Here is a 12,279-nt window from a genome sequence, read left to right as displayed (position 1 = left end):
TCATGGGCGATACGCGGCGTTGGTTCTGGTTGGGTGGGGTCGCCCTGCTGATTGCATTTATCTACTTGCTGCATCCGATCCTCACGCCGTTCCTGGTTGCGCTGTTGTTGGCCTACCTGTTCGATCCGGTGGTCGATCGCCTGGAGAAGCTCGGGCTGTCCAGGACCTGGGGCGTAGTGGCGGTGTTCGCGCTGTTTACCTTGATCGTCAGCGCGCTGTTGCTGGTGCTGATTCCGATGCTCGCCAAGCAACTGTTTCGCCTGTATGAGCTGGCGCCACAGATGCTCGACTGGCTCCAGCACAGCGCGGTGCCATGGGTGCAGTCGAAGCTGGGGTTGGCGGATGGCTTCTGGAAATTCGACAGGGTCAAGGCCGCCATCAGCGAGCACATGGGCCAGACCACCGATATCGTCGGCGTGGTGTTGAGCCAGGCCACGGCGTCGAGTCTGGCGTTGATCGGTTGGCTGGCGAACCTGGTGTTGATCCCGGTGGTGAGTTTCTATCTGTTGCGCGACTGGGATTTGATGATGGCCAAGATCCGCAGCCTGCTGCCGCGTCATCGCGAGGAGCGCATCATGACGCTGACTGGCGAATGTCATGAGGTGCTAGGCGCATTCGTGCGCGGCCAACTGCTCGTCATGGTGGCGCTGGGCTTCATCTACGCGGCTGGGTTGATGCTGGTGGGGCTGGAACTCGGGTTGTTGATCGGGATGATCGCCGGGTTGGCGGCCATCGTGCCTTACATGGGGTTTGTCATCGGCATCGGCGCGGCGCTGGTTGCCGGGCTGTTCCAGTTCGGTGGCGACCTGTACCCCATGGTCGGCATCGTGGCGGTGTTCATGGTTGGACAGGCCCTGGAAGGCATGGTACTGACGCCCTTGCTGGTAGGCGATCGCATTGGCTTGCATCCTGTGGCGGTGATCTTCGCGATCCTGGCGGGTGGCGAGTTGTTCGGTTTCACCGGGATCCTGCTGGCGCTGCCGGTGGCAGCGGTGATCATGGTGCTGGTGCGTCATGTGCACGATCTGTACAAGGATTCGGACATTTATAGCGGCGTCGAAGACCCCGACCTGTAAGGCCAAGGGCGCGCGAGGTGTCAGGGAAACTGACGCTGCGCGCCCTTGTCGCTGCAAACCTTTGATTTTGCTCGTGGTCCGGCGCATTGTGCGGTCCGCGTCACGGGTATAAACTTTGCGAACTTTACACAGAGGCCACTAATGGTTCCTTTGGAACTGTTCAGTCAGCATGAAACCGATTCAGCTGCCCCTTGGTGTGCGTCTGCGTGATGACGCCACCTTCATCAACTACTATCCAGGCGCCAATGCCGCTGCACTCGGCTATGTCGAGCGGCTTTGCGAAGCCGACGCCGGCTGGACGGAGAGCCTGATCTACCTGTGGGGCAAGGATGGAGTAGGGCGCACGCATCTTCTGCAGGCCGCGTGCCTGCGATTCGAACAACTGGGCGAGCCGGCGGTGTACCTGCCACTGGCGGAACTGCTCGATCGTGGCGTTGAAATTCTCGACAACCTTGAACAATACGAACTGGTCTGCCTGGACGATCTCCAGGCCGTGGCCGGCAAGGCTGATTGGGAAGAAGCACTGTTCCACCTGTTCAACCGGTTGCGCGACAGTGGGCGGCGCTTGTTGATCGCTGCATCGACGTCGCCGCGAGAGCTGCCGGTGAAACTGGCTGACTTGAAGTCCCGCCTGACCCTGGCGCTGATTTTCCAGATGCGCCCGCTCTCCGATGAAGACAAGCTGCGGGCGCTGCAACTGCGCGCTTCCCGCCGTGGCTTGCACCTGACCGATGAGGTCGGGCATTTCATTCTCACCCGTGGCACCCGCAGCATGAGCGCTTTGTTCGAGCTGCTCGAACGCCTCGACCAGGCCTCCCTCCAGGCCCAGCGCAAGCTGACGATTCCTTTTTTGAAAGAAACCTTGGGCTGGTAAAAAAATTTTGGCGAGGTGTTTTGTGGCGAGGGAGCTTGCTCCCGCTTGAGTGCGAAGCGCTCAAAAAAGGGGCCGCTGCGCAGCCCAGCGGGAGCAAGCTCCCTCGCCACAGTTCAAAATGGGCTTAAGCGCTTAGATGTAAACGTAAAACCGAGAAGTCACATTTGCATCGATTGAATTTGCAAATGAGGACGATAGAAGGCATAGTCTCGCCATCTTTACTACTCCAGCCACGGTCGTGCCCATGCTAAATCGCTTCGCACCCCTCGTGCCTCTCGCACTCGTTACCCTGTTGTTCGGTTGCGCTGCCCACTCCCCAGTGTCCCAGCAAGCGCCACAAGCACAGGTCAAGAATTCCGTAACCGCCCAGTCTTCCTCCGTTGCGTTCCAGGAAGAAATGGCCACCGATAAAGAGCTGGCAGAGTTCGCCGGCAGCAAGCCTTATCAGCTTCCAGTGCTGGCAGACAGTATCCTGGAGCGCGGCATGTCCTTGATCGGCACTCGTTATCGTTTTGGCGGTACATCTGAAGCCGGCTTCGATTGCAGCGGTTTCATCGGTTATCTGTTCCGCGAAGAGGCCGGCATGAACCTGCCGCGTTCCACTCGCGAAATGATCAACGTGAACGCCCCACTGGTTGCACGCAATCAGCTGGAACCCGGTGACCTGCTGTTCTTCAGCACCAACGGTCGTCGCGGTCGCGTCAGTCACGCCGGTATCTACCTGGGCGACAACCAGTTCATCCACTCCAGCAGCCGCCGCAGCGGTGGGGTGCGAATCGACAGCCTGGGCGACAGCTACTGGAGCAAGACCTTCCTTGAAGCCAAGCGCGCCCTCGCCATGGCGCCGACCGTGGTCACGGCTCGCAAGTAAGCGCACAGTTTGTAGGGCAAACTTAAAGTCTTACTTGAAGTTTGCCCCATAGCCGCTAGAATCCTTGATCATTGATTGATGGCAATCCGCCTGCGTACTACGCGGGCGGATTTGTTTCCATCTCCACGGCAGAAAAGCCGCATCCAGATCAGGATTGTTCTGCATATGTCGACGTCGGCCCGCCTCGCTCTCATGCTCCTTGCCGCGCTGCTCAGCGCATGTGCCAGTCGCACTCCGCCACCCGCGCCAGTGCGGGCTCCGGTGGTATTCGCTCCCTCCCAACCTTCGTCTCCGGCCGCTGAAGACGTGCTCTTCCGGGCGCTGGGGCTCGTGGGAACACCTTATCGCTGGGGTGGCAACACGCCAGATTCAGGTTTTGATTGCAGTGGCTTGATCGGCTACGTCTACCGTGACGCCGCTGGTATTTCCCTGCCGCGTTCGACTCGGGAGATGATCAGCATGCGTGCGCCGGAGGTCGGCAAGGATGCGTTGGAAACGGGCGACCTGGTTTTCTTCGCCACCAATGGCGGCTCCCAGGTCAGCCACGCCGGGATCTACGTGGGGGAAGGGCGTTTCGTCCATGCGCCGGCGACGGGCGGGACGGTCAAGCTCGACAGTCTGTCCAAGGCCTATTGGCAGAAAGCCTACCTGGGCGCCAAACGCGTATTGCAGCCGGAGCATCTGGCGCGTAATCCATAGGTTTGCTGATGGGCTTTTGTGGCGAGGGAGCTTGCTCCCGCTCGGTTGCGAAGCAACCGCCAAAAGCTTGGGGCCGCTTCGCCCGAAGTGTTGGACCGTCCCAGCGGGAGCAAGCTCCCTCGCCACAGGGATATCACAAGTCTTTAGTGATGGTCATTTGGCCGACACCCGCCAGACCTTGTTCCCCACGTCATCCGCCACCAACAACCCACCTTGTTTATCTATCACCACGCCCACCGGCCGGCCCTGGGCTTTTTCGTCTGCATTGAGAAAACCCGTCAGCACATCCACCGATTGCCCCACCGGTTTGCCTGCGCTGAAAGGAACGAAGATCACTTTGTAGCCACTGTGGGGCTTGCGGTTCCAGGAACCGTGTTGCCCGACGAAGGCCCCTTCGGTGAAGGGCGCGGGCAGGGTGCTGCCTTCGGCGAAGGTCAGGCCCAATGAAGCAGTGTGGGGGCCGACGGCATAATCGGGGGCGATAGCCTTGGCCACCAGCTCGGGGTCTTGTGGTTCGACCCGGATGTCCACGTGCTGCCCGTAGTAACTGTAGGGCCAGCCGTAGAAGCCGCCGTCCTTCACCGAGGTGATGTAGTCAGGCACCAGGTCGCTGCCAATCTCGTCCCGTTCGTTTACCGCCGTCCACAACGCGCCGCTGCGGGGCTCCCATGCGAGGCCGTTGGGGTTGCGCAAGCCCGAGGCGAAGATGCGATGAGCACCAGTGGCCCGGTCCACTTCCCAGATCGCCGCGCGACCTTCTTCCGCCTCCATGCCATTTTCCGCAACGTTGCTGTTCGAGCCTGTGGTGACGTACAGCTTGCTGCCGTCCCGGCTGGCGATCACGTTCTTGGTCCAGTGATGGTTGAGCGTGCCGCCCGGCAAATCGACCACTTTGGTCGGCTGTGCCGTGATCTTCGTGTTGCCTTCCTTATAAGGGAAGCGGATCAACCGGTCGGTGTCGGCCACATACAGGTCATTGCCTACCAGTGTCATGCCGAACGGTGAGTTGAGATTCTCCAGGAAGATCGTCCGCGTTTCCGCAATGCCGTCATGATTGGCGTCGCGCAGCAAGGTGATGCGGTTGGGGCTTGGCACCCCAGCGCCGGCGCGCCCCATGACTTTTTTCATGACCCAGCCACGAATGCCCTTGGCATCGTCGGGCTTGGGTGGTGCGTTGGTTTCCGCCACCAGTACGTCGCCATTGGGCAGGACGTAAAGCCAGCGTGGATGATCCAGCCCCTCGGCGAATGCCGCCACCTTCAGGCCTTGGGCCGGGGTCGGCTTGGCGCCGTCCGGCCAGCCGACGGCTTCGGCGATATTCACCGTGGGGATCAAGGTCTTGTTCGGCTCGGGCAGTTTCGGCGACGGGCCGATCCCGTCGGAAACCTGCAGCGTGGAAGATTCGCCACAAGCGACTAGCCCGGTAGCAAGGGCGACGATCAACAGGTGAGATGGCTTGAGCATGCGGGCTTCCCTATGAATGCATGGTGTTATTCATAGAGAAGCGTAGACGTGGGATGGTTCAACGGTGGGTGGTCATTCAGCCAAGCGATCCTTGTGGGAGCGAGCTTGCTCGCGATAGCGGTGTGTCAGACGACCCTGACGCAACTGATAACCCGCCATCGCGAGCAAGCTCGCTCCCACAGTTTTTTGTGTGGCGTTAACCATGAGCCTGCTTGAACAGCACCGCGATGCCAGGATGATAGTGCCCGGTTTCGTTGCGCAGCTTGCGATAGGCATAAGGGAAATACCAAGCCACGGCGCAGGTGTTTTCCTTTTGCAGATCATCGATCATGTCCTGCAGCTCTTCGGGCGTGGTGCTCTGCTGGGCTTTTTGCGGGGCGACGAACAGGCAGCCGAGCCTCAAGTCGCTGGCATAACTGATGCGCTTGGCGTCGCTGGTGGCCTCCAGCAAGGGTTGGGTCAGGTTCAGGTTGTTGACCTTCGGCCAGCGTTGGGTCGCCTGGATGAAGGCGCGTTCATCAGTACTGGCAATCAACAGGTCGGCGCGGGCGTTGCGTTCGCCTTCTTCGTTCTGTTTGCGCGTGGACGCGTCCTGCAGCGTGACCATTTCAGCCATCCAGGCGGCGGCCGACAGCAACCCGAGGTTGGCTTTTTCATCGTGCCAATAAGGTGTGTCGTTATCGCCGCGCACGGCGTTGTAGCGGTCGATACAGTCGAACCAGCGTTCCAACACCGGGCGCAGGAATTCCAGCTTCGGATTGCTGATGATCATGCCTTGCATGCGTTTGCCCTCTTGTTCTTGTGATATCGGGTAATGATGTCTCTTTGATATCACTTGCCGCAGCATCACACAAGATTGACGTCAGTTTATTGATCCGGGCCAATGTCCGGGACTTTGGCAGTCGCGGCTTTAATTGACGCTCCACCCCCAACCCTCTAACCTTCGCGGCTTGTTTCAGGTGCTCTATGGCAATGGCCGATAGGGTGAAACAGGGAAGCCGGTGCGCGCATGCAAACCCGGCGCTGCCCCCGCAACGGTAAATGAGTCAACGCTGCGTATAGGCCACTGTGTCCGATGACATGGGAAGGCGCGTAGCCAGGCGTTATGCCGCTCATGAGCCCGGAGACCGGCCTGATTCATCCAACGGCATCACGGTGGGCGATGCCAGGCTCATTGCCGTCTTTTTTTTGCCCGCCCGCCGTTATCCAGTCCCAACGGAGAGCTCCCCCATGACCGACACGCCTGATCGCGACGAACGCCACCTGGCGCGCATGCTGCGCAAGAAAGCCGTGATTGACGAGCGCATCGCCAACTCGCCGAACGAATGCGGCCTGCTGCTGGTGCTGACCGGCAACGGCAAGGGCAAGAGCAGTTCGGCATTCGGCATGCTGGCCCGGGCCATGGGCCACGGCATGCAATGCGGTGTGGTGCAGTTCATCAAGGGGCGCAACAGCACCGGCGAGGAACTGTTCTTCCGCCGCTTCCCCGAGCAGGTGCGTTTTCATGTCATGGGCGAAGGTTTCACCTGGGAAACCCAGGACCGCCAGCGTGACATCGCCGCCGCCGAAGCGGCCTGGGCCGTGTCGCGCCAGTTGCTCAGCGATCCATCGATCGGGCTGGTGGTACTAGACGAATTGAACATTGCCCTCAAGCACGGCTATCTCGACCTCGATCAGATCCTGAGCGATCTGCAAGCACGCCCGCCAATGCAGCATGTGGTGGTGACCGGTCGCGGCGCCAAGCCCGAGATGATCGAGTTGGCCGATACCGTGACTGAAATGGGCATGATCAAGCATGCGTTCCAGGCCGGCATCAAGGCGCAGAAAGGCGTCGAGCTGTGAGCGATGTGCCGATGACCAGTCGCCACTGTCCGGCGGTGCTGATTGCCGCCCCGGCTTCGGGCCAGGGCAAGACCACCGTCACCGCCGCCCTGGCACGGTTGCATCGCAACCAGGGGCGCAAGGTGCGGGTGTTCAAGTGCGGCCCGGATTTCCTCGACCCGATGATCCTTGAGCGAGCCAGTGGCGCGCCGGTCTATCAATTGGACATGTGGATGGTCGGCGAACAGGAAAGTCGCCGACTGTTGTGGGAAGCCGCCGCCGAAGCGGACCTGATCCTGATCGAAGGGGTGATGGGATTGTTCGACGGCACGCCGTCCAGTGCCGACCTGGCGCGGCATTTCGGCGTGCCGGTCCTCGCCGTGATCGACGGCACCGCCATGGCCCAGACCTTCGGCGCCCTGGCCTTGGGCCTGGCGCGTTATCAACCGGACCTGCCGTTCGCCGGGGTCTTGGCCAACCGGGTCGGGACCTTGCGTCACGCGCAATTGCTCGAAGGCAGCCTGACCGAGGGCTTGCGTTGGTATGGCGCGTTGTCCCGGGAAACCGGCATCGAGTTGCCAAGCCGTCATCTTGGGCTGGTCCAGGCCAGTGAGTTGAACGACCTGGACGTTCGCCTGGATGCGGCCGCCGAGGCGTTGGCCAGCAGTTGTGAAGTGGCCTTGCCGCCCAGCGTTGAGTTCGCGGCTCCGGAGGTGACCGTTGTTGAGCCGTGGCTTGAGGGTGTGCGCATCGCTGTCGCCAGGGATGAGGCGTTTGCCTTCACTTACGGCGCGAGCCTCGATCTGCTGCGGGCCATGGGCGCGCAGTTGCGTTTCTTCTCACCCATTCACGATACCCAATTGCCCGAGGCGGACAGTCTTTACCTGCCTGGCGGTTATCCCGAACTGCACCACGTCGCCCTGGCGCAAAACGCGCCGATGCTGGCAGCGATCCGTGCCCACCATGCGGCCGGCAAACCGCTGCTCGCCGAATGCGGCGGCATGCTCTACCTGCTTGATTCGTTGACCGACGTCGAGGGCGTCCGCGCCGAACTGCTGGGTTTGCTGGCCGGGGATGCGCAGATGCAGAAGCGCCTGGCGGCCCTCGCGTTGCAATCGGTAGATTTGCCGGAAGGTTCCCTGCGCGGGCATACCTACCATCATTCACTGACTCATACCGAGCTTGAACCGATTGCCCGTGGGCACAGCCCGAATGGCGGGCGAGGGGCGGAGGCGGTTTTCCGACAAGGGCGGATGACGGCTTCCTACGTGCATTTCTATTTTCCGTCCAACCCGAGGGCGATTGCCGCGTTGTTTGCGCCTGATCTCGGGGCCGCTATCGCGAGCAAGCTCGCTCCCACAGGGGATTGCGTGATCTCTGGTACGACGCCTGCCAATGTGGGAGCGAGCCTGCTCGCGAATCGGCCATGACAGACACCACGTTTTCCCAGGCCGAACGCGAAGCCGTCTACCGGGCCATCGCCGAACGCCGCGACATGCGCCATTTCAGCGGCGGCACCGTCGAGCCGCAATTGCTGCGTCGCCTGCTGGAAGCCGCACACCAGGCGCCCAGCGTCGGGCTCATGCAACCGTGGCGATTCATTCGCATCAGCAATCGCGCCTTGCGCGGCGAAATCCAGCATCTGGTGGAAGAAGAGCGCGTCCGCACCGCCGAAGCCCTGGGCGAGCGCAGCGACGAATTCATGAAACTCAAGGTCGAAGGCATCCACGACTGTGCCGAAGTTCTAGTAGCGGCTTTGATGGATGATCGCGAGCGGCACATTTTCGGCCGTCGGACTTTGCCGGAAATGGATTTGGCCTCGCTGTCCTGCGCCATCCAGAATCTGTGGTTGGCGGCGCGTGTCGAAGGGCTGGGAATGGGCTGGGTGTCGTTGTTCGAGCCTCAGGCCCTGGCCGATCTGCTGGGCCTGCCCGCCGGGGCAAAACCGCTGGCGATCTTGTGCCTCGGGCCGGTCGAGGGCTTTTATCCTGCGCCGATGCTTGCCCTGGAAGGCTGGGCGCAACCGCGTCCGCTCAATGAACTGCTTTATGAAAACCGCTGGGGAGTGCGCCCATGAGCGTAGCGTTGCTCAGCGCCGCCGCGGTGGCGTTGGATGCTCTGCTGGGCGAGCCCCGGCGCGGGCATCCGCTGGTGGCATTCGGGGCTTTTGCCAATCGCATCGAACAACGCTTCAATTCCGGTGGGCGTGGCTGGCGCAGTCACGGTGTCACCGCGTGGATCATCGCCGTGCTGCCCTTGACGCTGCTGGCCACGGCGTTGTCCTGGGCGCCATTGGTGGGCTGGCTGGTGGACATTCTCGCGTTGTACTGCGCCCTCGGTTTGCGCAGCCTCGGCGAGCATGTTGAGCCGGTGGCCAGGGCGTTACGCCGTGGCGATCTGGACGAGGCGCGCCAGCGGGTCAGTTATCTGGTCAGTCGCCAGACGGCAGAATTGGACGAAACCGCTGTCGCCCGTGCCGCCACCGAGTCGGTGCTGGAAAACGGCAGCGATGCGGTGTTTGCGGCGTTGTTCTGGTTCGCGGTGGCCGGTGCGCCCGGCGTGGTGCTGTACCGCTTGAGCAATACCCTCGACGCCATGTGGGGCTATCGCAACGAGCGCTTCGAGCGGTTTGGCTGGGCGGCGGCAAAGATCGATGATGTGCTCAACTATATTCCCGCGCGCTTGGTGGCGTTGACCTACGCCGTCCTCGGCAAGACCCGCCTGGCGCTCAAATGCTGGCGAACCCAGGGGCCGACCTGGGACAGCCCCAACGCCGGGCCGGTGATGGCCGCTGGCGCTGGTGCGCTGGGCGTGGAACTGGGCGGCGCGGCGGTGTATCACGGCGAACTGCATCTGCGTCCGCCGTTGGGCGAAGGCGTGCCGGCCAGTGCCGATTCCATTGATCGCGGCTGGCAATTGGTGCAGCGCGGCGTATGGTTATGGCTGCTGATTCTCTGCCTCGGAGCCGAGTTCTATGCTTGAGCATGGTGGACGACTGCGCAACGCTTCCCGGCAATACGGCATTGCCGAGGCCGATTGGCTCGACCTGTCCAGTGGCCTGGCGCCCTGGCCGTTCGACATTCCACCAATCCCGCCGCGGGCCTGGGCGCGCCTGCCCGAGGCCGACGATGGATTGGAACAGGCCGCGTGCGATTACTACGAAGCGACGCATGTGCTGCCGGTGGCCGGTTCGCAGATGGCCATCCAACTGTTGCCGCGCCTGCGCCGGGCCGGCAAGGTCGGCGTCTTGTCGCCTTGTTACGCCGAGCACGCCGAAGCCTGGCGCCGTTGCGGTTATATCGTGCGCGAAGTGCTGGAGGCGGAAGTGGACTTCTTTCTCGACAGCCTCGACGTGTTGGTGGTGGTCAATCCGAACAATCCCACGGGCCTGAGCCTGAGCCCCGAACGCTTGCTCGACTGGCACGCACGGTTGGCCCAGCGTGGTGGCTGGCTGGTGGTGGATGAGGCGTTCATGGATATCACGCCGCATCTCAGCCTCGGCGCCCATGCCCATCAGGTCGGGCTGATCGTGTTGCGCTCGTTCGGCAAATTCTTTGGCCTGGCCGGGGTTCGCCTGGGGTTCGTCCTGGCCGAGCGCCGTTTGCTGAAGCTGCTCGCCGAGCAAGTCGGGCCGTGGGCCATCAGCGGGCCAACCCGGATTTTGGGTGAAGCTTGTCTGCTCGACACCGAAGCCCATGCACGGCAGCGCGAGCGTTGCGTAGAAACCAGCCAACGCCTGGTCATGACGCTGGAACGCCACGGCTTCAAGCCCCAGGGCGGTTGCGCGTTGTTCCAACGGCTAGTCACTGAACATGCCCAAGCGCTTTACGAATTCCTGGCCCATCGCGGCATTCTCCTGCGGCTCTTCACCGAGACCAGCAGCCTGCGCTTCGGACTGCCGGCTGACGACGCGCAATTCCTGCGCCTCGAACAGGCTTTCGAGGCCTACGCCAAGGACACTCCATGACAACCCTGATGGTGCAGGGCACCACTTCCGATGCAGGTAAAAGTACGTTGGTCACGGCGCTGTGCCGCTGGGTCACGCGTCAGGGCGTGCGCGTGGTGCCGTTCAAGCCGCAGAACATGGCCCTTAACAGCGCAGTGACCGCCGACGGTGGCGAAATCGGCCGGGCCCAGGCCGTCCAGGCCCAGGCGTGCGGCCTCGAACCGCACACCGACATGAACCCGGTCCTGCTCAAGCCCAACAGCGACACCGGCGCGCAAGTCATCATCCATGGCCGCGCCGTCACCACCATGAACGCGGTGGCCTATCACGATTACAAGGCCATCGCGATGCAGGCGGTGCTTGCTTCCCATGAACGATTGAGCGCGACCTATCCGGTCGTCATGGTCGAGGGCGCGGGATCGCCGGCGGAGATCAATCTGCGGGCTGGAGATATCGCCAACATGGGCTTCGCCGAGGCGGTCGACTGCCCGGTGTTGTTGATCGCCGACATCAACCGTGGTGGTGTGTTCGCCCATCTGGTCGGCACCCTGGAACTGCTTTCGCCCAGCGAACAGGCGCGTGTCAAAGGCTTCATCATCAACCGTTTCCGCGGCGACCTTGCTTTGCTGCAGCCCGGCCTGGATTGGCTGGAAGCGCGCACCGGCAAACCGGTGATCGGCGTGCTGCCCTATGTCATGGACTTGCATCTGGAGGCCGAGGATGGCCTCGACCAGCGTCAGGCCGACAAAGCCGAACAGGTGCTCAAGGTGGTGGTGCCGGTCCTGCCACGCATCAGCAACCACACCGATTTCGACCCGCTGCGCCTGCATCCACAAGTCGATTTGCAATTCATCGGTCCCGGCCAGGCCATCCCGCCAGCCGACTTGATCATCCTGCCCGGTTCCAAAAGTGTGCGCAGCGACTTGGCCTTTCTCCGAGCCAACGGCTGGGAAACGGCGATCGCTCGACACCTGCGCTACGGCGGCAGGTTACTGGGCATTTGTGGCGGTCTGCAGATGCTTGGCCAGCACGTCCATGACCCGCTCGGCCTGGAAGGCGCGGCGGGCTCCAGTGCCGGGCTGGGCCTGTTGGATTTCGAAACGACTCTGGAACGCGAGAAGCAATTGCGCAATGTTTGCGGGCGGCTGGCTTTGGAAGACGCCGAGGTCAGCGGCTACGAGATCCACGCGGGCGTGACCGTCGGCCCCGCTCTGGAACATGCTGCGGTGCATCTCGATGACGGCCGTTGCGATGGCGCTCGGAGCCTGGACGGGCAGATTGTCGGGACTTATCTGCACGGGCTGTTTGAATCGCCGGCGGCCAGCAGCGCGTTGCTGCGTTGGTCGGGTCTGGAGGACGTACAGGCGGTGGATTACCACGGCTTGCGCGAGCGAGATATCGAACGGTTGGCGGACCTGGTGGAGCGGCATCTCGATACCGGGTTGCTGCGTGAACTCTGTGGGATCTAGGTTGGCTAGGCTGGCCTCATCGCGAGCAAGCTCGCTCCCACAAGGGAATGCATTTCAAA

12 protein-coding genes and 1 riboswitch are annotated in these 12,279 nt (G+C 62.1%); of the genes, 10 read left to right on the top strand and 2 right to left on the bottom strand.

Annotated features, from left to right (window positions below; all coding sequences use genetic code 11):
- The first annotated feature begins 2 nt into the window (after window positions 1-2).
- The 4 genes from FHK92_RS13665 (at window position 3) to FHK92_RS13650 (ending at window position 3,520) form a co-directional block, all read left to right on the top strand.
- On the top strand, window positions 3-1,076 hold the full coding sequence (locus tag FHK92_RS13665) for an AI-2E family transporter (RefSeq protein ID WP_181288503.1): 1,074 nt from the start codon (window positions 3-5) through the stop codon (window positions 1,074-1,076).
- Window positions 1,077-1,245: 169 nt separating this feature from the next.
- Complete coding sequence (gene hda, locus FHK92_RS13660) at window positions 1,246-1,950, top strand: DnaA regulatory inactivator Hda (protein ID WP_003178999.1); 705 nt, start codon at window positions 1,246-1,248, stop codon at window positions 1,948-1,950.
- A gap of 244 nt (window positions 1,951-2,194) precedes the next feature.
- Complete coding sequence (locus tag FHK92_RS13655; protein WP_181288502.1) at window positions 2,195-2,821, top strand: C40 family peptidase; 627 nt, start codon at window positions 2,195-2,197, stop codon at window positions 2,819-2,821.
- Window positions 2,822-2,986: 165 nt separating this feature from the next.
- On the top strand, window positions 2,987-3,520 hold the full coding sequence (locus tag FHK92_RS13650; protein WP_030142395.1) for a C40 family peptidase: 534 nt from the start codon (window positions 2,987-2,989) through the stop codon (window positions 3,518-3,520).
- A gap of 153 nt (window positions 3,521-3,673) precedes the next feature.
- Here FHK92_RS13650 and FHK92_RS13645 read toward each other — a convergent pair whose 3' ends face one another.
- Together FHK92_RS13645 and FHK92_RS13640 are read right to left on the bottom strand one after the other, a co-directional pair.
- Window positions 3,674-4,984 carry a PQQ-dependent sugar dehydrogenase gene (locus FHK92_RS13645; RefSeq protein ID WP_181288501.1) on the bottom strand — a complete coding sequence of 437 codons (1,311 nt, stop codon included), beginning with the start codon at window positions 4,982-4,984 and terminating at the stop codon, window positions 3,674-3,676.
- Window positions 4,985-5,180: 196 nt separating this feature from the next.
- Complete coding sequence (locus tag FHK92_RS13640) at window positions 5,181-5,765, bottom strand: hypothetical protein (protein ID WP_181288500.1); 585 nt, start codon at window positions 5,763-5,765, stop codon at window positions 5,181-5,183.
- 159 nt (window positions 5,766-5,924) lie between these two features.
- A riboswitch (cobalamin riboswitch) is annotated at window positions 5,925-6,134 on the top strand.
- Window positions 6,135-6,214: 80 nt separating this feature from the next.
- Between FHK92_RS13640 and cobO the strand changes: the two genes are divergently transcribed.
- The 6 genes from cobO to FHK92_RS13610 are packed head-to-tail and all read left to right on the top strand — an operon-like array spanning window position 6,215 to window position 12,220.
- Window positions 6,215-6,826 (top strand): cob(I)yrinic acid a,c-diamide adenosyltransferase, encoded by a 612-nt coding sequence (gene cobO, locus FHK92_RS13635; protein ID WP_181288499.1) that lies wholly within the window; start codon window positions 6,215-6,217, stop codon window positions 6,824-6,826.
- An 11-nt stretch (window positions 6,827-6,837) separates the two neighbouring features.
- Window positions 6,838-8,235, top strand: a complete 1,398-nt coding sequence (locus tag FHK92_RS13630; protein ID WP_181288498.1) for a cobyrinate a,c-diamide synthase — start codon at window positions 6,838-6,840, stop codon at window positions 8,233-8,235.
- Complete coding sequence (gene bluB / locus FHK92_RS13625) at window positions 8,232-8,882, top strand: 5,6-dimethylbenzimidazole synthase (protein ID WP_181288497.1); 651 nt, start codon at window positions 8,232-8,234, stop codon at window positions 8,880-8,882. Before FHK92_RS13630 ends, bluB begins: the two co-directional genes overlap by 4 nt.
- Window positions 8,879-9,787, top strand: a complete 909-nt coding sequence (cbiB, locus tag FHK92_RS13620; protein ID WP_181288496.1) for an adenosylcobinamide-phosphate synthase CbiB — start codon at window positions 8,879-8,881, stop codon at window positions 9,785-9,787. Before bluB ends, cbiB begins: the two co-directional genes overlap by 4 nt.
- A complete protein-coding gene (gene cobD, locus FHK92_RS13615; protein ID WP_181288495.1) occupies window positions 9,780-10,772 on the top strand; it encodes a threonine-phosphate decarboxylase CobD in 993 nt (330 codons plus the stop codon). Before cbiB ends, cobD begins: the two co-directional genes overlap by 8 nt.
- Entirely contained in the window at window positions 10,769-12,220 is a 1,452-nt protein-coding gene (locus FHK92_RS13610) for a cobyric acid synthase (RefSeq protein WP_181288494.1), read from the top strand. Before cobD ends, FHK92_RS13610 begins: the two co-directional genes overlap by 4 nt.
- The last annotated feature ends 59 nt before the right edge of the window (window positions 12,221-12,279 follow it).

The organism is Pseudomonas brassicacearum subsp. neoaurantiaca (assembly GCF_013608025.1).
GTDB lineage: Bacteria > Pseudomonadota > Gammaproteobacteria > Pseudomonadales > Pseudomonadaceae > Aquipseudomonas.
Note: the sequence above shows the minus strand (reverse complement) of the source record. Positions and strands in the feature narration are given on the sequence as shown.